This window comes from Streptomyces sp. NPDC005898 (genome assembly GCF_040629635.1).
Taxonomy (GTDB): Bacteria; Actinomycetota; Actinomycetes; order Streptomycetales; family Streptomycetaceae; genus Streptomyces.
This window is the reverse complement of sequence record NZ_JBEXWC010000011.1, coordinates 26,137-51,167: the sequence shown is the minus strand read 5'-3', so window position 1 is coordinate 51,167 and position 25,031 is coordinate 26,137. Positions and strand designations below refer to the sequence as shown.

Sequence of the window (25,031 nt, the reverse complement as noted above, 5' to 3'; positions counted from 1 at the left end):
CACCAACCCGGGGAGGCGCGATGAAGCGCATCAGACGCAGCGGACGGGCCCGGCTGCGAGGGACGTTCGCGGCGGCCGCCGCGATGGCGACCGTGCTCGGCGCGGCGGCCGCCGTACCCGCGCAGGCGGCGGACGGGGGCGGGGCCCGGACGTCCGCGGCGGTGCCCCTTCCGCCGGAACTGGAGAAGATCCGGGCGGCCGAGGCCACCGAGCTGTACGGCGGCCCGGCCGAACGCCCCATGGCGGAGCGCAAGACGGGTCTGATCTCGCTCGGCGACAGCGAGATCTCCGGGGAGGGCGTCGGCACGTACGAACCGGGCACCGACGGCCCGGACAACTGGTGCCACCGCTCGCCGGACGCCGCGATCCACCGCACCGGCATCCCCGCCGACGTGACGTACAACGTGGCCTGTTCCGGGGCCCAGACGGTCAACATCAGGATCGGCGGCCAGAAGCAGTACGCCGACGAGCTGGTGCAGAGCGACAACCTCGCCATCAAGGCGCGCAACACAAGGATCAAGACGATCCTGCTCGTCGTCGGCGCCAACGACGACCTGCAGTTCTCACCGGTGATGACCGACTGCGTGACCCGCTACCTGCTGAGCCAGGGGCCGTGCGCCGGCAAGTACCACGACGGCTGGCAGGCGCGCGTGGACGCCCTCGTGCCCAAGGTCGAGCAGTCCCTGCGCGACCTGAGGACGGTCATGCGGGACGCGGGCTACCAGGAGGGCGACTACCGGCTCGTCGCCATGGGCTACCCGAGCCCGATCGGCCCGGACTTCCGCGACAACCCCACGTTCCCGGGCAAGCTCGCCTGCGGCGGGCTCGGCTACGACTCGGACACCGAGTGGGGCCGCAACCACGCGGTGCCGACCTTCGCGACGGGCATGCGCGAGGCCGCGAGGCGGGCGGGCGCCACCTACCTCGACAACTCCCGCCTCTTCCACGGCCACGAGGTCTGCATGGAGGACACCTGGGCGCGCGGCCTCTCCGTGGACGTCACCCACCCCTTCCCGCCGGACTCCAACTCCGTGCGCCAGTCCTTCCACCCCAACGCCCGCGGCCACGCCGCCTTCGCCTCCTGCCTGACGCAGCTCCAGGAGTCGGGCTACCGCGAGGCGGGCTGCGCCGACCCGGCGAGCACGGGCGGCCCGAAGCTGTACAAGGGCGCCTGGGACGACGCGTACCAGCCGCTGAGGAACGAGGGCACGGGGACGTGCGTGGACGTCGACGCCTCGAAGAGCCGCAACGGCACCAAGGTCCAGGGCTGGGACTGCACCGGCAACCGCAACCAGACCTGGTGGTACGACGGCGACCGGCAGTCCCTGCACACCGGGCTGACCCAGGACCGGTGCCTCGACGTGCCCGACGGCGCCTACAAGGAGGGCGCCGCCGTCGTCCTGTGGAACTGCCACGGGGGCGGCAACCAGAAGTTCGTCCGTGAGGCCGGGACCGTGCGGGCCGCCGCCGCGCGCGGGCTCTGTCTGACCCTGGCGGGGGCCAAGGAGCCGTTGCGGCTGCAGAAGTGTGGGGGGACGGCGAATCAGCGGTTCGCCTGAGGGGCCGTCCTTCCGCGGGCGCGTCGCGGCTGGCCGCGCCGTTCCCCGCGCCCCTGGCGGGTGCGCCCTCACGGGGCGCACCCGCCGGTTTCCCGCGCTACGCCAGGCCCGGGCCCCGGACCGGGATGTGCGTGAACGTCGGCTCGGGGGCCGGGTCCTGGAAGAAGTCGTTGCCCTTGTCGTCCACGACGATGAAGGCCGGGAAGTCCTCGACCTCGATCTTCCAGACCGCCTCCATGCCGAGCTCCTCGTACTCGACGACCTCGACCTTCTTGATGCAGTCCTGGGCCAGCCGCGCGGCCGGGCCGCCGATCGAGCCGAGGTAGAAGCCGCCGTGCGCGTCGCACGCGTCGGTGACCTGCTTGCTGCGGTTGCCCTTGGCGAGCATCACCTTGGAGCCGCCCGCCGCCTGGAACTGCTCCACGTAGGAGTCCATGCGCCCGGCCGTCGTCGGCCCGAACGAGCCGGAGGCGTAGCCCTCGGGGGTCTTCGCGGGACCGGCGTAGTACACCGGGTGGTCCTTCAGGTACTGCGGCATCTCCTCGCCCGCGTCGAGCCGCTCCTTGATCTTGGCGTGCGCGATGTCACGGGCCACGACGAGCGGGCCGGTGAGCGACAGGCGGGTCTTGACCGGGTGCTTGGTCAGCTCGGCGAGGATCGCGTCCATCGGCTGGTTGAGGTCGATCTCGACCACGTCCGCCGACTCGGCGTCGTCGTTGAGGGTCTCCTCCGTCGTCTCCGGCAGGAAGCGCGCCGGGTCCCTCTCCAGCTCCTCCAGGAAGACGCCCTCAGCGGTGATCTTCGCGGTGGCCTGGCGGTCGGCCGAGCAGGAGACGGCGATGGCGACGGGCAGCGAGGCGCCGTGCCGGGGCAGGCGCACCACGCGCACGTCGTGGCAGAAGTACTTGCCGCCGAACTGCGCGCCGATGCCGATCTTCTGCGTCAGCTCGAAGACCTTCTCCTCCAGCTCCTTGTCCCGGAAGCCGTGCCCGGTCGGGGAGCCCTCGGACGGCAGCTCGTCCAGGTAGTGCGCGGAGGCGTACTTCGCGGTCTTCAGGGCGAACTCGGCGCTCGTGCCGCCGACGACGATCGCCAGGTGGTACGGCGGGCAGGCGGCCGTCCCCAGGGAGCGGATCTTCTCCTCCAGGAACTTCATCATGGAGGCCTCGTTCAGGACGGCCTTCGTCTCCTGGTAGAGGAAGCTCTTGTTGGCGGAACCACCGCCCTTGGCCATGAACAGGAACTTGTAGGCGCCACCGTCGGTCGCGTACAGCTCGATCTGCGCCGGCAGGTTGGAGCCGGTGTTCTTCTCCTCCCACATGGTCAGCGGGGCCATCTGGGAGTAGCGCAGGTTCAGCTTCGTGTAGGCGTCGAAGACGCCCTTGGAGAGCGCCTTCTCGTCCTCGCCCTCGGTCAGGACGTTCTGTCCGCGCTTGCCCATGACGATCGCGGTGCCGGTGTCCTGGCACATGGGCAGCACGCCCGCCGCCGCGATGTTCGCGTTCTTCAGCAGGTCGAGCGCCACGAACTTGTCGTTGGACGACGCCTCGGGGTCGTCCACGATGCGCCGCAGCTGCGCCAGGTGCGCGGGGCGCAGATAGTGCTGGATGTCGTGGATCGCCTCGGCGGCGAGCGTGCGCAGCGCCTCCGGCTCGACCTTGAGGAACGTCCGCCCGTCGGCCTCGAAGGTGGAGACACCCTCGGAGGTCACCAGCCGGTAGGGGGTGGTGTCCTCTCCCAGGGGGAGCAGGTCGGAGTACTCGAACGCCGGGATGGGCGGGCGGGGGCTAACGGACATTGCGGCCATTCCTCACTCGGCAGACAGCGGCGCGGCCTCCATTGGCGACGCGCCAACCAGCGTAGAACGCGCCCGGCGGGCGGAGTCTGTGAGGTAAGGCTCAGTAGAGGATCCGGGGCGCCGCGCCCGGTTGTCCACAGGGGTAGTCGCGATCTATCGCGTTTGGGTACGCTGCCGACGTGGACCTCGAAAAGCGTCTCCCGCAGCCCGCTCCCGCCCCAGCCGAGGAGCCGGGATCCCTCCGCGCCTCCGACGCCGACCGGGACCGCACCGCGGCCATCCTCCGCGAGGCCCTGGCCGAGGGCCGCCTCACCGCCGACGAGCACGCGGACCGCGTCGAGGGCGTCTATCGCGCCAAGACGATGGCCGAACTGCAGCCACTGGTTCGGGACTTGCCCGCCGCCCAGGACTCCGCCGCCCACCCCAGGACCCCGTCCGGGCCCACCCCCGGCCCCGTCCCCTCCAGGCCGTCCCCCGGAGCGATCCCGCCGGTCGCGGACGAGAACCTGGTGGCCGTCCTCAGCGGCTCCGTCCGCAAGGGCCGCTGGCGGGTGGCCCGGCGCACCCACGCGTACGCCGTCTTCGGCAGCGTCGAGATAGACCTGAGCGAGGCGATCTTCGAGCAGCGCCAGGTCGTCATCAAGGCGATCGCGATCTTCGGCTCGGTCGAGATCCGCCTCCCGGAGAACGTCTCGCTGCGCGGCAGCGGCACGGGCGTCCTCGGCAGCTTCGAGGTGGACACCCTCGACTCGCCCGACCAGGACGCCCCGGTCGTCTTCGTGGACGGCATGGCGATCCTCGGCAGCATCGAGGCGCGGCCCAAGCGCGGCAAGTTCGTCCGTGACCTGCATCAGAGGCTGCGCAAGCACCTCGGGCACTGACGGTCCGCGCGCCGCGAGGGGAGGCCGCACTTCCGCGCGTCGGAACTCAGTGCATAGGCGCGCACACAGCGGGTAGAGCTTGCTGCATCGTCTCTCGCTCGCGAAGCCGTCGTCAGGAGTAGACCGTGCTGCAACCCTCGCGTCAGTCCCTGCAGGTCGCCGCTGTCCCGGCTCAGCGGGGGCCCGCGCGTGATCGGACCGATGACGCGCCCTGGCACACGGAGGCGGTGTGCCGCCGCGACGAAGCCGGACTGTTCTTCGCCCCGTCCAAGGAGCCGACCGCGGCCAGACTCTCGCGCGAGGAGGCGGCCAAGCGGGTCTGCGGCCGATGCCCGGTGATGGTCGAGTGCCGCGAACACGCCCTGCTCCAGCCCGAGCCGTACGGCGTGTGGGGCGGCCTCACCGCCGCCGAGCGCCGCGTGGTCCTGGCCCGCCGCCGCAGGCGGGACGTGGAGCTGAAGAAGGCGGCCGCCGCGACGGGGATCGCCGCGGCGGGCTAGGTGCGGCGCGGCGGGCTCGCTGGTGGCCCATGCCGAAGGGGGGCGTCCCCCGCACGGGACGCCCCCCTTCGTCGTACGCGCCGCTTCGCGCGGTGGGACTACTTGGTGCGGTGGAGCTACTTCGCGCGGTCGAAGTCGATCGCGCTGTACGCCCGCAGCTTCGAGAGCCGGTGGTCGGAGTCGATCTTGCGGATGGTGCCCGACTTGGACCGCATGACCAGGGACGACGTCGAGGCGGTCGCCGCGCGGTAGCGCACGCCCTGGAGCAGCTCGCCGTCGGTGATGCCGGTCGCGACGAAGAAGACGTTGTCGCCCTTGACCAGGTCGTCCGTGGAGAGCGTGCGGTCCAGGTCGTGACCGGCGTCGAGGGCGCGCTGGCGCTCCGCGTCGTCCTTCGGCCACAGCTTGCCCTGGATCACGCCGCCCAGGCACTTGATCGCGCAGGCCGAGATGATGCCCTCGGGGGTGCCGCCGATGCCCATCAGGAGGTCGACGCCGGTGCCCTCGCGCACGGCCATGACCGAGCCGGCGACGTCACCGTCGGAGATGAACTTGATGCGGGCGCCGGTCTCGCGGATCTCCTTGACGATGCCCTCGTGGCGGGGGCGGTCCAGGATCATCACCGTGACGTCCTCGGGCGAGGAGTTCTTGGCCTTGGCGACCCGGCGGATGTTGACCGACGCGGGCGCGTTGATGTCGACGTAGTCCGCGGCCTCGGGGCCGGTGACCAGCTTGTCCATGTAGAACACGGCGGAGGGGTCGAACATCGCGCCGCGGTCGGCGGCGGCCAGGACGGCGATCGCGTTGGGCATGCCCTTCGCGGTCAGCGTCGTGCCGTCGATCGGGTCGACGGCGATGTCGACCTCGGCGCCGGTGCCGTCACCGATGCGCTCTCCGTTGAAGAGCATCGGGGCCTCGTCCTTCTCGCCCTCCCCGATGACCACGACGCCGTTCATCGAGACGGTGTGGACCAGGGTCCGCATGGCCCTGACCGCGGCGCCGTCCGCGCCGTTCTTGTCGCCGCGGCCGACCCAGCGGCCCGCGGCCATGGCGGCCGCCTCGGTGACCCGGACGAGCTCCAGGGCGAGGTTGCGGTCGGGAGCCTCGGGGGAAACCTCGAGCTCGGACGGAAGATGATGCTCGGTCATCGGGACGCACCTCTCTGCTGATACGACGACGGCCGGATGAGGGATTGTGAACGACTCTATCCGTAGGCCGACAAAATGAGCAGTGGGCCCCACGCATGAGCGGACCGGGCACCGGGCGACGGGGCGCGGCCGGCGCCTGAGACCATGGGGGCGTGGCAGGCAGACAAGGCAACCAGACCGTCAAGAACATGCTGTGGTCGTTGGTGGTGATCGCCCTGGTCGCGGGCGTGATCTACCTCTTCGTCCCGCATGACGAGTCCGAGACCCCCGTCAAGCGGGTCGACTACCGCGTGGAGCTTCTGACGGCCCGGCGGGCCGCGGCCTATCCGGTGGCGGCGCCCGAGGGCCTGTCCAAGGAGTGGAAGCCGACGTCCGTGCGGTTCGACGGCGCCGACCACGACGCGTGGCACCTGGGCTTCCTCGACCCCGACGGCGAGTACGTGGCGATCAAGCAGTCCACCGCCAAGCCGGCCAGGTTCATCGAGGGCGCCACGCAGGAGGCCCGCAGGACGGACGCCACCGACAAGATCGGCGGCCGGACGTGGCGGCGCTACGAGGGCTCGACGTACGACGCCCTGGTGAGCACCGAGAAGGGCGCGACGACCGTCGTCACCGGCACGGCGTCGTTCGGACAGCTCACGAAGATGGCGCAGTCGCTGCGGACCGGCTGACCCGCCCGGGCGGGCGGGTGCGCGGGTGCGCGAAGGGCCCCCGGCGGCGTGCCGGGGGCCCTTCGCGTGCCGGTTCGGGCGCTGAGGGCGCCCGCCGATCAGACCGTGCCGATCGGACCGTGCGGTTCAAACCGTGCCGATCAGACGGCGCGGATCAGACCGTGCGGATCAGACCGTGGTGACGACGTCCTCGTAGGCCAGCCGCGGGGAGCGCGGGAACCAGGCGTCCTCGCCCGGCTTGCCGATGTTGACGATCATCAGCGGGGTGTGGTCGTCGTCCAGGAACTCCTTCTGGACGCCCGCGAAGTCGAAGCCGGTCATCGGGCCCGCGGCCAGACCGGCGGCGCGCACGCCCACGATGAAGTAGCCGGCCTGGAGCGTGGCGTTCACCAGCGCGGCCTGCTCACGGGCCGGGCGCTCGGCGAAGAAGACGTCCTTGGCCTGCGGGAAGTGCGGGAAGAGCGCCGGAAGCTCCTCGTGGAACTCGTTGTCCGCGGAGAGGATCGCGACCAGCGGGGCGGTCGCCGTCTTCGGGCGGTTGCCCTCGGCCATGTGCGCGACCAGGCGCTCGCGGGCCTCGGGGGAGCGCACCAGGGTGACGCGCAGCGGCGACTGGTTGAAGGCGGTCGGGCCGTACTTGACCAGGTCGTAGATCGCCTGGACCTGCTCCTCGGTGACCGGCTCGTCGGTGAAGGTGTTCGCGGTGCGGGCCTCGCGGAAGAGCAGGTCCTGGGCGGCGGGGTCAAGGGCGAGAGACATGGTCAACCTTCTCGTTACGGCGGGATATCAACAGGCATGGACGATAGTACGACCGCAACGTTTAAGTTTCAACCAAACGGGGTGGGTCGTGATTCGCCTCACAAGCCTCGCCCGTTCAGACGTCCGCGCCGTCGCGGGGGTCCTCGGGGTCGTCGACGTCCTCGGTGGCCCCGGCCCCCTCCCCGCCCTCACCCGCGAGCGCCGCGTCCAGGCGGGCGCGCGCGCCGTCCAGCCAGCGGCGGCACACCGTCGCCAGCTTCTCGCCCCGCTCCCACAGGGCGAGTGACTCCTCCAGGGTCGTGCCGCCGGTCTCCAGGCGGCGTACGACCTCGATCAGCTCGTCCCGCGCCTGCTCGTACCCGAGCGCGTCCGCCGGGCCCACGGCCTCGTCCGTCTTGCTGGTCATGCGGTCACCCTAATTCTCGTTCCGTGCGGTTCGTCCGGCTCGTGCGGTTGGTTCGGTCGGCGCGGTTGCTTCGGCTGGCTCGGCCTGTTCGGCCTGTTCGGCCTGTTCAGCCTGTTCGGCTCGTACGGTGAACTCGCCCTCGGCGACGCGGGCCCGCAACTCCTCGCCGGCGTCCACCTCCTGCGGGGCCCGGACGACCGCGCCGTCCGCCTTCTGCAGCACCGCGTACCCCCGCTGGAGGGTCGCGGCGGGGGAGAGGGCCACCACGCGTGCGTGCGTGTGCGTCAGCTCCGAGGACGCCCGGTCCAACAGGTGCCCGAGCGTGCGCCGGGCCCGGTCGACGAGCGCCGAGACCTGCTCCTCGCGCTCCTCGACCATCCGGTGCGGGTGCTCCATGGCGGGGCGGGCCAGGGCGTGCGCGAGGCCGCGCTCCTCCCGGTCGAGGAAGGCGTCCACGCAGCGCCGGGCGCGCTCGCTCAGACCCCGTACGCGCTCGTACTCCTCGCCGACGTCCGGCACGACCTTCTTGGCGGCGTCCGTGGGCGTGGAGGCCCGCAGGTCCGCCACGAGATCGAGCAGCGGACTGTCCGGCTCGTGCCCGATCGCCGAGACCACCGGCGTACGGCAGGCCGCCACCGCCCTGATCAGCTGCTCGTCGGAGAACGGCAGCAGGTCCTCCACGCTGCCGCCGCCCCGCGCCACGATGATCACGTCGACCTCGTCGAGCGCGTCCAGCTCCTGCACGGCCCGGACGACCTGCGGCACCGCGTGCACGCCCTGGACGGGCACGGCACGCACCTCGAAGCGGACGGCGGGCCAGCGGTGCCGGGCGTTCTCCAGGACGTCCCGCTCGGCGGCCGAGGCGCGGCCCGTGACGAGGCCGATGAGCTGTGGCAGGAACGGCAGCGGCTTTTTGCGCCCGGGCGCGAACAGGCCCTCCGCGGCGAGGCTCTTCTTCAGCTGCTCGATCCGCGCCAGCAGCTCACCGACGCCGACCGGCCTTATCTCGGCGGCCCGCAGGGACAGCTGCCCGCGCGGCGCGTACCACTCCGGCTTGGCGTGGACGACGACACGGGCGCCCTCGGAGACGACGTCCGCCACGGCGTCGAACACCTGGCGGTAGCAGGTGACGCTCACCGAGATGTCGTGCGAGGGGTCGCGCAGCGTCAGGAAGACCACGCCGGCGCCCGGTCTGCGGGACAGCTGGGTGATCTGCCCCTCGACCCATACGGCGCCGAGCCGGTCGATCCACCCACCGATGAGCCGCGACACCTGCCCCACGGGGAGCGGCGCGTCCGCGGACGTGTTGAGAGCCATGCGGCGAGCGTAGTCGGAGGGTATGACACCCAGGGCGGACCGAAAGCGCCCCTACGGCACGGACGCGACCCGGGGTAACCGGGCGTCCCTACGGCGCCGCACGACCCGGGGTAAACGGGTGGGTGGGTGGGTGGGAGACACCCGTCGCGAAGCGGCGGCTCAGAGCACCCCCCAACGGCCCCGCTGTGCGAAAAGCACGACAAGCCCCACCCCCAACCACACCGCCCCCACGACCTGCGCCGCCCCGGACGCCTCCCAGATGACCGCCACCACGATCACCGCCCCCAGCACGGGCACCAGCAGATGCCGCCACCAGCTGAACCCGTCCTCCCGGTGCCGCACCGCGAACCACCCGACGACACTCGCGTGCAGCAGCAGGAACGCCGTCAGCGCCCCGATGTCCACCACCGACACCAGGTGATCCATCCCGTCGTCCCGCCGAGCCGCCCACACCGCGGCGACCAGCGTCACCACGGCCGCGCACAGCAGCGCGACCCGGGGAGTGCCGGAGTCCGTCCGGGACAGGGCCTTCGGCAGCCGCCGCTCCCGCGCCATCGCGAAGAGCAGCCGCCCCGCCGCCGCCTGCCCGGCCAGCGCCGCGAACGCCGCGCCGATCGCCTTGCTGACGGCCACCAGATCGTGCAGCCACGTCCCGGCCGCCGAGTTCACGGCGTCGTAGAAGGCCGTCCCCTGCTTGCCGGGCTCGGCGGCCAGCTCGGCGGAGGACAGCGGCTCCAGGAGCGCCACCAGGTACGTCTGGGCGACGAACAGCACGCCCGCGAGCGCCAGGCAGAACAGCACCGCCCGCGCGACCTTGGCGGAGCCGCCGGTGACCTCCTCCGCGAAGGAGGCGATCGCGTCGAAGCCCAGATACGACAGGACGGCGATGGACACCGCCCCCACCACCGCCGACAGCGCGAACGCCCCCTGCGAGCCGTCCCCGGTCAGCGGCGACAACCAGTCCCGCCGCGCCCCGTCCTGCACGAGGACCACCACGGCGGCCACCACGAAGACCAGCAGCACCACCACTTCCATGGCGAGCACCGCGAAGCCGACCCGCGCCGCCGTCCGCACGCCCCACAGGTTCAGCGCGGTCGTGACGAGCACCGCGATCGCCGTCCACACCCACCGGGACACCGAGGGGACCAGCGAGTTCATCGCGATCCCGGAGAAGAGGTAGGCGACCGCGGGGATCAGCAGGTAGTCCAGCATCGCCATCCAGCCGGCGATGAACCCGGGGCCCTTGCCGAGCCCCACGCGCGCGTACGCGAAGACGGACCCCGCCTGGGGGACGACCCGCACCATCTGGGCGTAGCTGAAAGCGGTGAACGCCATCGCGACCGTGGCGATCAGGTAGACGAGGGCGACGGCGCCGTGCGACTTCGCGTCGAGCGTGCCGAAGACGCCGACCGGCGCCATGGGGGCGATGAAGAGCAGCCCGTAGACGACGAGATCCCGGAAGCCGAGGCTGCGCCGCAGCCCCGTACCCTCGGCGGGCCCGGGGGCTTTTGCGGGGTCGGCGCCCGCGGAGTGGGCTCCCGTACTGGCGGACTGTCCGGACATCGTGCCTCCGTAGCTCGACGCAGGGCTCCAGTCTCTCCAACGCGGCGATCTTTGACGCGCTGGACGCGGCCTTACGATGGGGGGCATGACTGCAACGCCTGGCTCCCGCCGTGTCCTGCTCGCCGCTCCCCGTGGCTACTGCGCGGGCGTGGACCGTGCCGTGATCGCCGTCGAGAAGGCCCTGGAGCAGTACGGGGCCCCGATCTACGTCCGCCACGAGATCGTCCACAACAAGTACGTGGTGCAGACCCTGGAGAAGAAGGGCGCGATCTTCGTCGACCAGACGGCGGAGGTGCCCGAGGGCTCCATCGTCATGTTCTCCGCGCACGGCGTCGCCCCGACCGTCCACGCGGAGGCCGCCGAGCGCAAGCTCGCGACGATCGACGCGACGTGCCCGCTGGTCACCAAGGTGCACAAGGAAGCGGTCCGGTTCGCCAAGGAGGACTACGACATCCTCCTGATCGGGCACGAGGGCCACGAGGAGGTCATCGGCACCTCCGGCGAGGCGCCCGACCACATCACGCTGGTCGACGGCCCCGAGGACGTGGCGAACGTCGAGGTCCGCGACCCCGACAAGGTCGTCTGGCTCTCCCAGACCACGCTCTCCGTCGACGAGACGATGGAGACGGTCGACGCCCTCAAGGGCAAGTTCCCGAACCTGCTGTCGCCGCCCAGCGACGACATCTGCTACGCCACGCAGAACCGCCAGACCGCGGTCAAGAAGCTCGCCGAGGACGCCGAGCTGGTCATCGTCGTCGGCTCCAAGAACTCCTCGAACTCCATCCGCATGGTCGAGGTCGCCCTGGACGCGGGCGCCGCCGCCTCCCACCTCGTCGACAACGCCGGCGAGATCGACGAGGCCTGGCTGGAGGGCGTCACCACGGTCGGTCTGACCTCGGGCGCGTCCGTGCCGGACGTCCTGGTGGACGGCGTCATCGAATGGCTCGCCGAGCGGGGCTACGCCGACGTGGAGACGGTGAAGACCGCCGAGGAGTCCATCACCTTCTCGCTGCCCAAGGAGCTCCGCAGGGACCTGCGCGCCGAGGCGGCGGAGCTGTCGCGGGGCTGATCGTGCCGGCCGAGCTGTCACGGCGCCGACCCTCGCCGTAACGTGGGGGCCATGCAGATCTTCGGTGTGGACATCGGCGGATCAGGGATCAAGGGCGCGCCCGTGGACCTGGAGCGCGGAGACCTGGCGCAAGAGCGGCACAAGGTGCTGACCCCGCATCCGGCGACGCCGGACGCGGTGGTGAAGGGCGTGTGCGAGGTGGTGGAGCACTTCGGCTGGACGGGGCCCGTCGGTGCCACGTTCCCCGGCGTGATCACCGACGGCACGGCGCGCACGGCCGCGAACGTCGACAAGAGCTGGATCGGCAAGGACATCAGCAAGCTGGTCTCCGACCGGCTCGGCGGGGCCCCCGTGACCGTCCTGAACGACGCGGACGCGGCGGGCGTCGCGGAGATGCACTTCGGCGCGGGCAAGGGGCGCACGGGCACGGTCCTGATGCTCACGCTCGGCACGGGCATCGGCAGCGCCCTGTTCACAGGCGGCCGGCTGGTGCCCAACACCGAGCTGGGCCATCTCGAACTGCACGGCCACGACGCGGAGAAGAAGGCCTCCTCCAAGGCGCGCGAGGACGAGGACCTGAGCTGGGAGCACTGGGCGCGGCGCGTCCAGAAGTACCTCGCGCACGTGGAGATGCTGTTCTCGCCGGAGCTGTTCATCATCGGCGGCGGTGTCAGCCGCAAGGCGCACAAGTTCCTGCCGCTGATCGAGGGCATCGAGGCGGAGATCGTCCCCGCCCAGCTCCAGAACAACGCGGGCATCGTCGGAGCGGCGATGGCGGCGGCCGGCGAGGCGTAGCAGCGGGCCGACGTCCGGGAAGGCGTCCCGGGAGGTCAGGCGGCGGGCACGCCCTTGCCGTCGGGCCGCCGGGGCGCAGGACGGGGTGTCCTGCGCCGCTCGGTCATCAGCCGGGCCTTGCGCACGGTCACGATGACCCCGGTGACGAGGGTGCCCCCGTACAGCCAGCCGGCGTGCAGGGCCAGCGACGTCACGAGCCCCATGAACTGGCCGCCGAACCCTCCGCTGCCGCCGGAGATCGGCAGGACGCCCGCGGCGAAGGCGATCGGCACCACCACCGGCGCGGTGACCAGGTCGGCCGGGCGCACCCAGAACGCGGTGAGCGCGGCCACGGGCAGGAACAGCACGCCGTACGCGACGAGGGAACCGCCGAAGAGCAGCCGCAGCAGGCAGGCGAACAGGAACATCACGGTCGCGCAGAACAGCCCGCTGCCGAGCCCGGTCAGCCGCGGGTTCGGCAGCTGGCGCAGCCTGCGGTACAGCGGGGCGCGGCGCAGCGCCTCGACGAACGGCGGGACGGGACGGCGCGACCGGGCCGCGGCCCGGTACACAGTGCCGGGCCGCGCGGCCCTGCCCTGCGGGGGCAGGGGAGCGGTCCGTCGGGACCGGGCCGCCGGGGCGGCCTTCGGGTCGGGCTGAGGGGGACGCGTCCTGTGTTGCTCCACTGGACCAACCTAGGTCGGCTCCCGCGCGGAATCAGGCGCGGGACACGCCCTTTGAGTGACCTTGGCCATGCGTTCGACGGGGAGCGGCCGGGACAGGACGGGCAGAGGACCGGGCGGGGGCCGGGCGGACGGCCGTCCGGAGGGGCAGCCGGCGGCACGCCGTAGACTGGTGGATCGGCCCCCGTACGAAGCGCACGCACCAGGCGCGGGTACGAAGGGCCGCCCCACCCAGCCCTGACGTACGGGAAGTCGCAACGTGTCGCTCACGATCGGAATCGTCGGTCTGCCCAATGTCGGCAAGTCGACCCTGTTCAACGCCCTGACCAAGAACGACGTGCTGGCGGCCAACTACCCGTTCGCCACGATCGAGCCGAACGTGGGCGTCGTCGGCGTCCCCGACCCCCGCCTGACGAAGCTGGCCGAGATCTTCTCCTCGCAGAAGGTCCTCCCCGCGACGGTCGACTTCGTCGACATCGCCGGCATCGTGCGCGGCGCGAGCGAGGGTGAGGGCCTCGGCAACAAGTTCCTCGCGAACATCCGCGAGTCGGACGCGATCTGCCAGGTCATCCGCGCCTTCAAGGACGAGAACGTCGTGCACGTCGACGGCAAGGTCTCGCCCAAGGACGACATCGAGACGATCAACACCGAGCTGATCCTCGCCGACCTCCAGACCATCGAGAAGGTCCTGCCGCGCCTCCAGAAGGAGTCGCGCATCAAGAAGGACGTCGCGCCGAAGGTCAAGGCGGTGGAGGAGGCCAAGGAGATCCTGGAGCGCGGCGACACGCTCTTCTCCCAGGGCATCGTCCAGGGCTCGGAGCGCTCGGAGCTCCTCCACGACCTTCACCTCCTCACCACCAAGCCCTTCCTCTACGTCTTCAACGTCGACGAGGACGAGCTGACGGACGACGACTTCAAGGCCGAGCAGCGCGCGCTGGTCGCCCCCGCGGAGGCGATCTTCCTCAACGCCAAGCTGGAGGCGGACCTCGCCGAACTGGACGACGACGAGGCCCTCGAACTCCTCCAGTCGGTGGGCCAGGAGGAGCCGGGCCTCGCCACCCTGGCCCACGTCGGCTTCCGCACGCTGGGCCTCCAGACGTACCTGACGGCCGGCCCCAAGGAATCCCGCGCCTGGACGATCAAGCGCGGCGCGACGGCCCCCGAGGCGGCCGGCGTCATCCACACGGACTTCCAGAAGGGCTTCATCAAGGCCGAGGTCATCTCCTTCGCCGACCTGGTCGAAACAGGCTCGGTGGCCGAGGCCCGCGCGGCGGGCAAGGCCCGCATGGAGGGCAAGGAGTATGTGATGCAGGACGGGGATGTGGTGGAGTTCCGCTTCAACGTGTAGCGGGTGACGTACCGCTACACCGCTTGTCTGGCAAGCGTGCAGGTCAGAAGGAGTCCGACTCTCCCGGGTCGGACCCCTGATACTTTCCCGTGCTGAGATGACTGACGCCTCGCTACCTGTCGTCTGTCCTGATTATCCCTCCGGTGCTGGGATCGGGCTGGGATGCCGGTGAGGAGCCTCTGCGTGCGCTCGGCGGCAAGCCAGGTACGGTGCCAGCCGAGCGGGGGCCTGCCGGCCCCGCCCGGCCAGATGCTTGCCTGCGGTCTCGGGCAGGCCGAGCGGCAGCACGGCGTGCTGTCGGCCCAGCCGAGGTATGCGGCAGGAAGATGCCTGCACCGACCTCGTCGCCCGGCAGCCGGGAACATCCTCGGCCAGCGCGCCCGTGGGGCCCAGGTCGTGGCCCTGCGCGGCATCGCGTACAACCCCAGTGATGACGGTGTGGCCGCGACGCCCCATCACCGGGCGTAAGCTCGCCGTCCTCAGCTCGCCACCGGACGGTTCTCGTGTGCGTGCTGCATCAAGCTGCCTACACCGCGTTCTGCTTTACACGTTGGCGGCGGCCTCGGCAACCAGGCCCACCGGCTCGCCGCAGACGAATACACCGTGCACGTTGTGGCCCCCGTACCGAAGTACGTCAGCTAGGCAGGCGCGTGGGTCGGCGACTCACCGGGGGGCGGTGGTGAAGCGCTGGAACACGCGGAAGTAGTCGTTTTGCTCCACGACCAAGGTCTCAGACCCGGATCGCTCAAGGAGCGTGTTCTCGAAAAAGTAGGGTTGCGTACCCGACGATATGTGTAGAAGTGCAACCATGCGGCCCCGGTAGTTGACCAGCTTGGATTCTGCGGCCACCCTTCCTGCGAGATCAGGATCGAGACCGCTGCTTTTCAAGAGCTGGCACAACCACATCCAATAGTCATTAAGAGACTTGGATAAAAGTGGGGCTTCCCTCTCGATGCCGACTATGTGAAACCCCCGGAATCCCTCGGGTTGAACAGAGTCGAGTTCCTTCACCCTTTCCGCGTGTTGCTCATTGTCTGCGATCCCGACCGCTACGTAGCCGGTCACTCTGGGGCCAGTATTGGCGATCGCCGTGATAGTGCGACAGATTTTAGTGAAGGCCTTTTCGTCGAATTGGCGCGAGGTGTCAAGCCTGAGGAAACCCTGCTTGCAGTCGAACGACTGCTGTTCGACAATCGCGTTTCCCATCAACCTTTCGAGCTGGCTGGCCCACCCGTATCTCCCTAGGTTGTGTGTGGCCGCCTCCCGCATTTCGAACGCGTTGCGGAGTATTCCCTTTATGGCGTCGACCATTCGCCTCTTCGGGGCCGGCCGCCAGTCGTCGTCATGCATCGGAAGAGCTGTAGCTGTCATAAGCGATCCAATTCCGCTCAGATGTCCCCAAGCAGTGCGCGGAGAACTGAGGCGCATACCTTCCTTATAAGTGAGCTCGTAGATCGCCAGGAAGGTGGCGTGGAAGCACCGTCGCGAACCGGACTCGGTCGCGCAGTTGACGAGGCTCGCGAAGGTACTGGAGTCCTGCGCCAGTATGGACCGCACGATGTCGTACACATGCATGAAGTGGTCCTCGACGGCCCGTGGATCGTAGGCATCGATGGCCGAGTTGATTTCTGTGTATGACGGTGTGGTGGGATGCAGGTGATCGATGCTGGTGTAACCGTAGAATTGGTCCCGCATCCTGGTATTGGTTTCGGTCAGGGGATCCATCAAGAAGTCGGCGATGATGTCTAGGACGAGCTGTTCGTCGGCGGACTCGCGGACGTCTGTGGGCTGCAGCAAGTCTTCGCGAACCCAGAAGATATCGTCAACTTGGACTCCATAGTCGAGACCGCGGTTTGTGATGCTCAGCTGAGGCATCACCCGAAAGGCGACAGCGTCCCCGGGGGATATGTCACCCCTGATCCGTGAAGAAATGACACGGACGAGGTCAGCCAGTGGGGAGAGTGTCCCGGCTTGTCGAATATTTTGGCGCGAGAGCCGACGTCCACCGGAATTGATCCTTCGGAAGACCTCGGATACGTATGCATATTCTTTCGGGTGAAATACGGAAAGGGCGAGCGTATAGTCGAGGAACTGCGCGCAAGCCTGTTCAGGCATAATTGGCTCGCGCTGCTGAACATTTGAGGGTTGAGCGACTCTTGTGGCGGATGATCCAAGGGCGGCGAGATTGAAATAGGCCCCGTTGGACGAAAATTCATTCTCAATGAAAGAGAATATTGCGTTAAGTCGCTGCATCCCGTCGATGAGTTCAAGTTTGATGGTCCCGTCCGTCGACTCAGTCGACGCCATTAAGAACAAGGGAACCGGGAGATTTTCCAACAGCGAGTCAACTAGACGCTGTTTCTCCTCCACGTTCCATACCAACTTCCGCTGGTAGCGGCGGTTGACGCGAAGTCGGTCGGAGAGGTACAGATCGTACAAATGCCGAACGCTCGCGCCCGAAACGGTGAGCTCTCCGGCTGATGGGGTCGTCATGCCCCGACGGTACTGCAGCACTGCAGCCTGCCGTAATCAAGTGGCCATTTATCGCCCGCAGTTGGAGCAGTGAGCGTTTTCAGCGTGGCCGCTGATGGGGTTACGCCGGTGAGGTTAGGTGAGAGCCGTAACGCACAAGGCCCCCGTGCCGCCGGAGGAGGTGTTCAAGGTTTCCCGCATGCCCATGTCCAGTGGGTCACGCATCCGTGAGGGTGACCGACGCTGCTCGCTCCCGTCGCACCAGCGTGCGCTCGTCGCTCTGGTGTTTCTGCGTCGCCACGACACCCTCACCCGGATCGCGGCTGGCTTCGCGGATACCCGTCGGCGCCGCCCACGCGTATGTCACCGCCGTGACCGACTTGCTCGCCGACCGGGTCCCGGGCCTGCTCAAGACTCTGCGCGAGTGCCATCCGGAGTTCGTCCTGCTGGACGGGACGCTGGCCGAGTGTGACCGCGTTGGCGACAGCCGGGCCGATCACTCGGCCAAGCATCGCCGTCAAGGCGTGAATGCGCAGCTCGTCACCGCTCCCACAGGTGAGTGCTGTGGATCTCGCCCGCGCTGCCGGCCTGTACCCGTGACCTGACGGCGGCTCCGCACCCGCCGCATAATCCGAGATCTGCGAACCCAGGGCGTCCCGCTTCTGGCCGACCGCGCCTACCAGGGCGCCGGCTCACCGTCACTCAGCACACCGTCAACCGGGCCATGTTGGCGGTGAGGGCATCCATCGAACGCACGGCACGGCTGAAGTCCGGGCAGATTCTTCACAGATCCCGCATCAGCTGCAAGTGTGTGATCGTCATCGCCAAAGCTGTCCGCAGCCTAGAGAGGCAAGGCTGAAAACGCTCACTCCGTCGCGGGTCCGGGGTTGACGGTACGTGTCCGCCTTGCCCTCGCCGTGCGTCTGGCTGTTGCCCGCAGTCCCCGACGCTTCCGCCCGTTCCCTGCGCGACGCCATGAAACCTACTTCGGCGCCACCGTCGTCGTGGTCATCGCCGGCTCCCACGGCGGCGCAGACCGACGCGGAGCCACCGTCATCTGCATTGAGGGCAGGCGTGTCGCTTCTCCGACTGGCGGAGCGTGACGGTAAACGGCACGAGGAGAGCTGCACCGAGCTCATCGCTGCGGCAACGGGGTGGTGCCGGGTCGGGGCTCCCGTGCTGGGATGGTGCTGGGACGACCGACTCGAAAGAGGTGTTTGCGCAGGTCACAGCGCTGCAGTAGACGTTCCGGTTCAACGTCGGACCGGATGACCTGCCATCGAGATCGTCTATAAGCACGGCAACGCCGTGCTTGCCTCGGCCGAGGACCAAGCGGCGCTGCACCCCTTCCCTGGCATCGGCACGCCGGAGCCGCTGGAGTGTCACCTGCCGTGTGCCGACTTGGTGCTGACTTTTCAGCTGCTTCGGGGTGGTGTGAGCTTGTCCAGGTCCAGGGTGATCTTGAAAGGCACCGGGCGCTGGAGGGCGCCCCGGAAGATTCCGGCGGGCGCGTATGCGCGCGTGGGTTCGTCGAGTTCGTAGACGTGGACGACGGGTGCCCCGTCCTCGTCCTCGACGCACCAGTAGTGCGGGATGCCGGCCTCCGCGTACTTGCGGAGTTTCACTGTGCGATCACGATGGGCGGACTCCGGGGAGACGACCTCGACGACGAGCTGGACGTCCTCCGGTGCGTACCAGGTGCGGTCGGGATCGTAGGGCAGGTCCGTCAGCAAGAGGTCCGGCTCGGGGCGGTTGCGGGCATCGAGGCGGATCGTCATTTCCCGCTCGACCTCGAACCCGGCTGGCGCCTGCGCCATGAGCGTGGTGGTCAGGACGGTGACGAGGCGGCCATGCCAGGACCGCTGGGGCGACATCATGAAGACGAGGGCTCCGTCGATCAGCTCGGTGTGGCGGGGTGCCTCGGGGAGGCGGTCGAGGTCCTCCGCGAACCAGCCTTCCGCGCGCGGCGGGCGCATCCAGTCGGGCAGTGCGGTCATGGCTTCACGGTAGCGGCTCGCAGCTCAGGCCGGGGAGCCGGCGATCCCCGCCGGAGCGATTTCGGCGCCTTCCCGCACCATGGCCAGCCCCCCCGTCCAGCATGCGGCGCCGCCGCAAAAGGGAAGGGATCGGCTCCTGGGGGAGCCGATCCCATTTTGTTGCTTGTGGGGGAGTCAGGTCTGCCAGCTGTGGGGGGGCCGGTAGTTGTCTCGGCGCCAGGCTGTGGTGGGGGGTGTGGGGGTGAAGGGGGTGGTGGGGCGGGGGGTGGTGAGGGAGAGGAGCAGGACTGTTAGGGCTGCCAGTTCGGCGTCCGTGACCTCGCCTTTTTCTATGCGGATGTCGGCTGCTGCGGGCATGGGACCTCCGGTCGTGGGCGTCACCGCGTGCCTGTCCGGGTCAGCGCGGGTGCGTCATTGCGGGGGGTTGCCGTGTTTGCGGGCCGGGCGGTCGGCGTGTTTGTTGGCGAGCATCGCGAGGGAGTTGATGAGGACCTCGCGGGTCTCGGCGGGGTCGATGACGTCGTCGACCAGGCCGCGTTCGGCGGCGTAGTAGGGGTGCATCAGTTCGGCCTTGTACTCCTTGACCATGCGGGCGCGCATGGCTTCGGGGTCCTCGGCGGCGGCGATCTGGCGGCGGAAGATGACGTTGGCGGCGCCTTCGGCGCCCATCACGGCGATCTCGTTGGTGGGCCAGGCGTAGGTGAGGTCGGCGCCGATGGACTGGCTGTCCATGACGATGTAGGCGCCGCCGTAGGCCTTGCGCAGGATCAGGGAGATGCGGGGGACGGTGGCGTTGCAGTAGGCGTAGAGGAGTTTCGCGCCGTGGCGGATGATGCCGCCGTGTTCCTGGTCGACGCCGGGCAGGAAGCCGGGGACGTCCAGGAGGGTGACGATGGGGATGTTGAACGCGTCGCACATCTGCACGAACCGTGCGGCCTTCTCGGAGGCCTCGATGTCCAGGACGCCGGCCAGGGCCTGCGGCTGGTTCGCCACGATGCCCACGACCTTTCCGTCCAGACGGGCCAGCGCGCAGATGATGTTCCGCGCCCAACGCTCGTGGACCTCCAGGAAGTCGCCCTCATCGACCAGTTCCTCGATGACCCGGTGCATGTCGTACGGGCGGTTGCCGTCCACCGGCACCAGGTCGAGCAGCGGCTCGCAGGTGCGGTCCGACGGGTCGTCGGTGGTGGTCGCCGGAGGGTTCTCGCGGTTGTTCGACGGCAGCATCGTGAGGAGGTACCGCACCTCTTCGAGGCACGTCTCCTCGTCGTCGTACGCGAAGTGCGCGACGCCCGACGTCTCCGCGTGGACGTCGGCGCCGCCGAGGCCGTTCTGGGTGATCTCCTCGCCGGTCACGGCCTTCACCACGTCCGGTCCCGTGATGAACATCTGCGAGGTCTCGCGGACCATGAACACGAAGTCCGTGAGGGCCGGGCTGTACGCGGCGCCGCCCGCGCACGGGCCCAGCATCACGCTGATCTGCGGGATGACACCGGACGCCTTGGTGTTGCGCTGGAAGATGCCGCCGTAGCCGGCGAGCGCGGAGACGCCCTCCTGGATACGGGCGCCCGCGCCGTCGTTCAGGGAGACCAGCGGCGCACCGGCCGCGATGGCCATGTCCATGATCTTGTGGATCTTCGTGGCGTGCGCCTCGCCGAGCGCGCCGCCGAAGATGCGGAAGTCGTGCGCGTAGACGAAGACCGTCCGGCCCTCGACCGTGCCCCAACCGGTGACGACACCGTCCGTGTACGGGCGTTTCGCCTCCAGGCCGAAACCGGTCGCCCGGTGCCGGCGCAAGGGTTCGACCTCGCGGAACGAACCCTCGTCCAGGAGCAGCGCGATCCGCTCGCGCACGGTGAGCTTGCCCTTGGCCTTCTGAGCGGCGGTGGCCGGTTCACCGGGGCCTGCGTGGACCTGCTCCCGGATTGCCGCCAGCTCCGCGACGTGGAGTTTCATCTCTCCCCTTACCCGTTGCGCTGCCGTCACCGGGGACGCTGTGCGCGGTTCAGTTGGTGAGCTTGCGCAGGCCGCTGATCTGGAGCACGGCGAACCCGCCGACGACGACGGCCTGCATGAGGATCCACACGGTGCCGATCGTGTTCGGGTCGAACCAGCCGAAGATCGCGGTGGCGACGCTGGCGACGGCCCACAGCAGGTTGGCCTCGATGACGACCTTCGTGGCGGTGGCGGACGGCACCTGCTGGGCGGCGAGGAGGCCGACCAGGACGCCGTAGACGGTGAGGAAGACGCCGATCGCGCGCAGGAAGCCGGTGTTCATGTCGAGGAGGTCTCCGACGGGGCCGGCGGCGATCAGGTAGATCAGGCCGTTGCCGGCCGTGACGGCGGCGTCGAGACCGAGGAACAGACGCAGCGGGCGCGCGGCGGACGAGTTCGTGGCCGCGGTTCCAAGGCGTGCGGAGGTCTGGCTCGTGGTCATGGAAACTCCTGGTGGATACGGTGGTTGGGGGTTCATGCGCGCCGCGCGGGACGCATACCGGGACGCGTACGGGGGGTCCGCGCGGAGGGCGGGCGCCCGCTTTCCGTTCACATGGTGACAAGTGCCGCTGACCGGGCGCTGACGCCGTGTGTATGGGGGGTCGACCTGCGGTGACGGGGCCGTGCGGGGGCCTGGGGGTGGTGGCGGTGCGTCGGGTTCCGCCCAGTCGGGCGCCGTCCGGTCGGGCGCCGTCCGGTCGGGCGCCGTCCGGTCGGGCGCCGTCCGGTCGGGCGCCGTCCGGTCGGGCTGCGTCCGCCGGTGGTTGGGCGGTTGCCGGTCTTGGGCCGTTGCCCCGCGTGCCATCGGAGGCCTCGCTCGTACGGAGGCCTCGCCCATGTAGGGAGGCCTCGCCCATATAGGGGGAAGGGGAGAGCGGCGTGGCGCCCCCCCCCGCGTACGAGGTGACGGACGGCGGCCCCGTGAAAGGGGCCGCCACCCGGTCAGGCCGGCTGGAGCAGGGTGCGGGCGGCGCCCGTCAGCGCCGGATCGTGCGCGAGAATCGCGTGTTCCACGTCGCGCAGTGCGGGGGACGGGTCGATGCCCAGTTCGTCCGAGAGATGGCGGCGCATGGCGCGGTAGACGTTGAGGGCGTCTGCCTGGCGGCCCGAGCGGTACAGGGCGACCATCAGCTGTTCGCAGAAGCGTTCCCGCAGAGGGTGATTACTGTGCGCCTCGTGCAGTTCCGCGAGCATCGACGCGTGGTGACCCAGCCGCAGTTCTGCCTCGAAACGCAGCTCCATGGCCCGCATGCGGTATTCCTCGTAACGGGCGCAGGCCAGCTGGCAAATGGTGCCGCCGGGAAAGTCGCCGAATACGGGGCCCCGCCACAGCGCGAGCGCCCGGCCCAGCAGGTCCGCGGTGGCGCCGGGATCGGAGGCCCCCGCCGCCTCCGCCTGGCGGACCGCCTTCGTGAATTCCGCGGCGTCGAACTCGCCCTCATGGATGGTGAGCCGGTAACCCGAAGGGTGAATGGTCACCCGGGAAACCGGAATATCCGGTTCCAGGCTCTTCAGTTTCCGGCGGAGCCTGCTGATATGTGCCTGCAGTGCATTGGCCTGCTTGTCGGGGACGGAGTCGCCCCACATTTCCTCCACGAGGATCTCTCCCGAAATCGGGCGGCCCTCGCTGACGAGCAGGGTCTGGATGAGATTCCGTTGGAGGTCTCCAGAGATCTCCGCGAAACCTAACGCGGTGCGGATCTGCAGTGCTCCGAGAATGGAAAAGCTCAGCATGCCGTTTCCCCCTTGGCTTTCGTTGCTGCAACGTCGGGGCGGTTCACCTTCCGGGTCGCCAGGGCCATCGGTGCTGCGGTGTGGGGGACCGCGGGTGGAGGTCGGCGTGGCGATCTCTGGGTGTCCCCAGCCGGGGGGAGGCAGGGGTGCACCCTCTGACTCCCTTCCAGCGAAGACCCTCTCACGGTATCATTCCTTTGGGAAGGTATTTTTTTGAACGAGTCGCCTCAGGTAGTTGAATACGGGGCTGACCTGGGGGTTCGTCCGGGAAAAGATGCGCGTGTCCCTCGGACATAGGCCCGCCCCGGCGGTCCAGCCGCTGTCGCGGGGCGCCGGGGCGGTCGCTTCACCGGGGCGGGGGAGGCCCGGCGAAGTAGGTGTGGAAGTCCATGTTCCGCTGGCGGAGAGGGCAGGATTCGAACCTGCGTGGGTCGCGAGCGACCCGACCTGGGCTGAGCCCGAGGTCCCCGTTAAACCACTCCGGGCACCTCTCCTGGTCGTACCGGCACAGAATCTCGTGCCTGCGGAGAGGGCAGGATTCGAACCTGCGTGGGCCCCGAGGGACCCGACCTGGGCTGAGCCCGAGGTCCCCGTTAAACCACTCCGGGCACCTCTCCTGGTTGTACTGGCACAGAGTTTCGTGCCTGCGGAGAGGGCAGGATTCGAACCTGCGTGGGTCGCGAGCGACCCGACCTGGGCTGAGCCCGAGGTCCCCGATAAACCACTCCGGGCACCTCTCCTGGTCGTACCGGCACAGAGTTTCGTGCCTGCGGAGAGGGCAGGATTCGAACCTGCGTGGGCCCCGAGGGACCCGACCTGGGCTGAGCCCGAGGTCCCCGATAAGCCACTCCGGGCACCTCTCCGTGTTCCCGGCCCGGTTTCCCGTTCCGTTCACGAGAAGAACATTGCCAGGTGGTTCTGACGAGCGGCTGACGCCCTGCTGACGTGTCGTCACGGACCTGCCTCGTAAGCTTTTCGCCCTTCCCATCAAAGGGGCGGCGGTGCTCTACTCTCAACGACCGCAACGGCTGCCGAAAGGGAAACGGATCATGACCGTGACCGTAGTGGAAAACCCGATTCTCCAGGCTGTTCGCACTTATACGCGGGCCGAGAATCCCAGCGCGTTCCTCGCGCTCAACAGTGGCAACAGCACCTTCACGCGACCCGGCTCCGACGGTGTCGTCGTCTACCGCAGGACCGGCCGGTTCGCCGTCCAGTTCGGTGGGCCCTTCGCCGGCCCGGAGGAGTACGAGGGCCTCCTCGACGGCTTCCGGGACCACGTCAAGGAGCAGGGGCTCACCCACGTGGGCGTCCAGCTCCAGCGCGACGACGCCGAGCGTTACGCGGCGCGCGGCTACACCGTCAACCAGATCGGCGCCTCCTGGGCGGTGAGCCTCCCGGAGTTCACCCTGCGCGGCACCCGCTTCATGCAGCTGCGCAACAAGATCTCCCGCGCCTACCGCAACGGCCTGCAGATACAGGAGGTCGAGGCCGGCGCCTGGCGTCAGGCGCTGGAGACGATCGACGGCGCCTGGCTCTCCAGCAAGGGCGCGGCCCGCCCCCTGGAGTTCCTGGTCGGCGAGATCGGCGGCGAGGCGCAGCAGGAGCGGCGGCTGTTCGTCGGCACGATCGCCGGGGAGCCCGTGGCGTACATCTCGTACTCCCCGGTCTACGGCGCCCGCGCCGGCTGGATGCACGATCTGAGCCGGCGCGTGCCGGACGGGTCGCCGGGCCTGATGGAGGCCATCAACGCGCACGCCATCGAGGTGTTCCGCGGCGAGGGCGTGCAGTGGCTGCACTTCGGCTTCACGCCCTTCACCGGGCTGGACGCCGCCAACGAACTGGACGGGCACAGCCCCGCCTTCCAGTGGCTGATGCACGCCCTGTGGGCCGAGGGCGCCGCGCTCTACCCGGCCCAGACGCAGCTCTCGTACAAGCACAAGTGGGCACCCGACGCGGTCATCCCGGAGTACGTCGCCTTCGACGGGCCCGCCTCGCTCGCCTCCTTCGCCCACATCTTCCGTGCCTGCAACGCCTTCTGACGGCACATCAAGTACCGAGCAGACTCAACGCGAAAAGGAGTGGATGAACGATGAGTGACAACGCGCAGACCGTCGACGCGCTCAAGCACACCATGGTGGAACAGCTCATGGGCGTCATCGGCGCCCCGGACGACGAGGACGTCGCCCGCGCCGCGGACGCCGTGGTGCGGGACCTGGACGCCCTGCTGCGGGCCGAGCCCGACCCGGCGGACTGATCGCGGCAGGTGCGCCGCGACCTGGCCGATCAGCTCAGCATCAGCGCCACATCAGCGCTCCACGGAACGCTGCACACACGTTCGCCCGGCGTCCGTCCGA

Annotated in this window: 22 protein-coding genes, 4 tRNA genes and 1 pseudogene; 10 read left to right on the top strand and 17 right to left on the bottom strand. The window is 69.3% G+C overall.

Translation table 11 applies throughout. The annotated features are described in order from the left end of the window. Window positions 1-20: 20 nt before the first annotated feature. Window positions 21-1,559 (top strand): ricin-type beta-trefoil lectin domain protein, encoded by a 1,539-nt coding sequence (locus tag ABZ385_RS16945; protein WP_358911973.1) that lies wholly within the window; start codon window positions 21-23, stop codon window positions 1,557-1,559. A gap of 97 nt (window positions 1,560-1,656) precedes the next feature. Here ABZ385_RS16945 and ABZ385_RS16940 read toward each other — a convergent pair whose 3' ends face one another. Continuing rightward, window positions 1,657-3,333: a fumarate hydratase gene (locus ABZ385_RS16940; protein ID WP_358589897.1), complete on the bottom strand. Its 1,677-nt coding sequence runs from the start codon at window positions 3,331-3,333 to the stop codon at window positions 1,657-1,659. A gap of 203 nt (window positions 3,334-3,536) precedes the next feature. Between ABZ385_RS16940 and ABZ385_RS16935 the strand changes: the two genes are divergently transcribed. Beyond that, a complete protein-coding gene (locus ABZ385_RS16935) occupies window positions 3,537-4,238 on the top strand; it encodes a DUF1707 domain-containing protein (protein WP_358911971.1) in 702 nt (233 codons plus the stop codon). A 125-nt stretch (window positions 4,239-4,363) separates the two neighbouring features. Next, on the top strand, window positions 4,364-4,738 hold the full coding sequence (locus ABZ385_RS16930) for a WhiB family transcriptional regulator (RefSeq protein ID WP_358589894.1): 375 nt from the start codon (window positions 4,364-4,366) through the stop codon (window positions 4,736-4,738). A 116-nt stretch (window positions 4,739-4,854) separates the two neighbouring features. Here ABZ385_RS16930 and glpX read toward each other — a convergent pair whose 3' ends face one another. Next, window positions 4,855-5,886, bottom strand: coding sequence for a class II fructose-bisphosphatase (gene glpX, locus ABZ385_RS16925; protein WP_127909988.1), 1,032 nt, complete (start codon window positions 5,884-5,886; stop codon window positions 4,855-4,857). 152 nt (window positions 5,887-6,038) lie between these two features. On the opposite strand from glpX, the gene ABZ385_RS16920 reads away from it, so the two are divergent. Next, a complete protein-coding gene (locus ABZ385_RS16920) occupies window positions 6,039-6,557 on the top strand; it encodes a DUF4245 domain-containing protein (protein WP_358589892.1) in 519 nt (172 codons plus the stop codon). A 168-nt stretch (window positions 6,558-6,725) separates the two neighbouring features. On the opposite strand, the gene ABZ385_RS16915 is transcribed toward ABZ385_RS16920, so the two are convergent. The 4 genes from ABZ385_RS16915 to ABZ385_RS16900 form a co-directional block, all read right to left on the bottom strand. Continuing rightward, window positions 6,726-7,316 carry a malonic semialdehyde reductase gene (locus ABZ385_RS16915; RefSeq protein ID WP_358589890.1) on the bottom strand — a complete coding sequence of 197 codons (591 nt, stop codon included), beginning with the start codon at window positions 7,314-7,316 and terminating at the stop codon, window positions 6,726-6,728. Between the two features lie 115 nt (window positions 7,317-7,431). Next, window positions 7,432-7,722 (bottom strand): exodeoxyribonuclease VII small subunit, encoded by a 291-nt coding sequence (locus tag ABZ385_RS16910; protein ID WP_358589887.1) that lies wholly within the window; start codon window positions 7,720-7,722, stop codon window positions 7,432-7,434. Window positions 7,723-7,731: 9 nt separating this feature from the next. Further along, entirely contained in the window at window positions 7,732-9,039 is a 1,308-nt protein-coding gene (gene xseA / locus ABZ385_RS16905) for an exodeoxyribonuclease VII large subunit (protein ID WP_358911969.1), read from the bottom strand. Window positions 9,040-9,198: 159 nt separating this feature from the next. After that, window positions 9,199-10,602, bottom strand: coding sequence for an APC family permease (locus tag ABZ385_RS16900; RefSeq protein WP_358911967.1), 1,404 nt, complete (start codon window positions 10,600-10,602; stop codon window positions 9,199-9,201). 76 nt (window positions 10,603-10,678) lie between these two features. Here ABZ385_RS16900 and ABZ385_RS16895 point away from each other — a divergent pair, with 76 nt between their 5' ends. Together ABZ385_RS16895 and ppgK are read left to right on the top strand one after the other, a co-directional pair. Next, entirely contained in the window at window positions 10,679-11,671 is a 993-nt protein-coding gene (locus ABZ385_RS16895) for a 4-hydroxy-3-methylbut-2-enyl diphosphate reductase (RefSeq protein WP_358590513.1), read from the top strand. A 51-nt stretch (window positions 11,672-11,722) separates the two neighbouring features. Beyond that, window positions 11,723-12,466 (top strand): polyphosphate--glucose phosphotransferase, encoded by a 744-nt coding sequence (gene ppgK, locus ABZ385_RS16890; protein WP_358590511.1) that lies wholly within the window; start codon window positions 11,723-11,725, stop codon window positions 12,464-12,466. 35 nt (window positions 12,467-12,501) lie between these two features. On the opposite strand, the gene ABZ385_RS16885 is transcribed toward ppgK, so the two are convergent. Beyond that, complete coding sequence (locus ABZ385_RS16885) at window positions 12,502-13,131, bottom strand: DUF6542 domain-containing protein (protein WP_358911965.1); 630 nt, start codon at window positions 13,129-13,131, stop codon at window positions 12,502-12,504. A gap of 256 nt (window positions 13,132-13,387) precedes the next feature. On the opposite strand from ABZ385_RS16885, the gene ychF reads away from it, so the two are divergent. Continuing rightward, window positions 13,388-14,476, top strand: coding sequence for a redox-regulated ATPase YchF (gene ychF / locus ABZ385_RS16880; RefSeq protein WP_358911963.1), 1,089 nt, complete (start codon window positions 13,388-13,390; stop codon window positions 14,474-14,476). 663 nt (window positions 14,477-15,139) lie between these two features. Here ychF and ABZ385_RS16875 read toward each other — a convergent pair. Further along, the gene (locus ABZ385_RS16875) at window positions 15,140-16,969 is read right to left on the bottom strand and encodes a DUF262 domain-containing protein (RefSeq protein WP_358911961.1); all 1,830 of its coding nucleotides are present in this window, start codon (window positions 16,967-16,969) and stop codon (window positions 15,140-15,142) included. Between the two features lie 174 nt (window positions 16,970-17,143). On the opposite strand from ABZ385_RS16875, the pseudogene ABZ385_RS16870 reads away from it, so the two are divergent. Continuing rightward, window positions 17,144-17,807, top strand: a pseudogene (locus tag ABZ385_RS16870) (transposase family protein); the annotation flags it as partial. Window positions 17,808-18,363: 556 nt separating this feature from the next. On the opposite strand, the gene ABZ385_RS16865 reads toward ABZ385_RS16870, so the two are convergent. From ABZ385_RS16865 to ABZ385_RS16825, 9 genes are all read right to left on the bottom strand, one after another. After that, complete coding sequence (locus ABZ385_RS16865) at window positions 18,364-18,945, bottom strand: Uma2 family endonuclease (protein ID WP_358911959.1); 582 nt, start codon at window positions 18,943-18,945, stop codon at window positions 18,364-18,366. Between the two features lie 174 nt (window positions 18,946-19,119). Next, window positions 19,120-19,302: an acyl-CoA carboxylase epsilon subunit gene (locus ABZ385_RS16860; protein WP_358590557.1), complete on the bottom strand. Its 183-nt coding sequence runs from the start codon at window positions 19,300-19,302 to the stop codon at window positions 19,120-19,122. 54 nt (window positions 19,303-19,356) lie between these two features. Next, window positions 19,357-20,901 carry an acyl-CoA carboxylase subunit beta gene (locus ABZ385_RS16855; RefSeq protein WP_358911957.1) on the bottom strand — a complete coding sequence of 515 codons (1,545 nt, stop codon included), beginning with the start codon at window positions 20,899-20,901 and terminating at the stop codon, window positions 19,357-19,359. Window positions 20,902-20,950: 49 nt separating this feature from the next. Then, window positions 20,951-21,382, bottom strand: a complete 432-nt coding sequence (locus tag ABZ385_RS16850; protein ID WP_358584388.1) for a hypothetical protein — start codon at window positions 21,380-21,382, stop codon at window positions 20,951-20,953. A gap of 500 nt (window positions 21,383-21,882) precedes the next feature. Next, window positions 21,883-22,674 carry an AfsR/SARP family transcriptional regulator gene (locus ABZ385_RS16845; protein WP_358584387.1) on the bottom strand — a complete coding sequence of 264 codons (792 nt, stop codon included), beginning with the start codon at window positions 22,672-22,674 and terminating at the stop codon, window positions 21,883-21,885. Window positions 22,675-23,072: 398 nt separating this feature from the next. Then, window positions 23,073-23,168 (bottom strand) — tRNA-OTHER (locus ABZ385_RS16840). Between the two features lie 30 nt (window positions 23,169-23,198). Continuing rightward, a tRNA-Leu gene (locus ABZ385_RS16835) sits at window positions 23,199-23,291 on the bottom strand. 30 nt (window positions 23,292-23,321) lie between these two features. Beyond that, window positions 23,322-23,414 (bottom strand) — tRNA-OTHER (locus ABZ385_RS16830). Between the two features lie 30 nt (window positions 23,415-23,444). Beyond that, window positions 23,445-23,537: transfer RNA gene (locus tag ABZ385_RS16825), tRNA-Leu, on the bottom strand. 186 nt (window positions 23,538-23,723) lie between these two features. Between ABZ385_RS16825 and ABZ385_RS16820 the strand changes: the two genes are divergently transcribed. Then, on the top strand, window positions 23,724-24,716 hold the full coding sequence (locus tag ABZ385_RS16820) for a DUF2156 domain-containing protein (protein WP_358911955.1): 993 nt from the start codon (window positions 23,724-23,726) through the stop codon (window positions 24,714-24,716). A gap of 50 nt (window positions 24,717-24,766) precedes the next feature. After that, the gene (locus tag ABZ385_RS16815; RefSeq protein WP_358584385.1) at window positions 24,767-24,931 is read left to right on the top strand and encodes a hypothetical protein; all 165 of its coding nucleotides are present in this window, start codon (window positions 24,767-24,769) and stop codon (window positions 24,929-24,931) included. Window positions 24,932-25,031 lie beyond the last annotated feature (100 nt).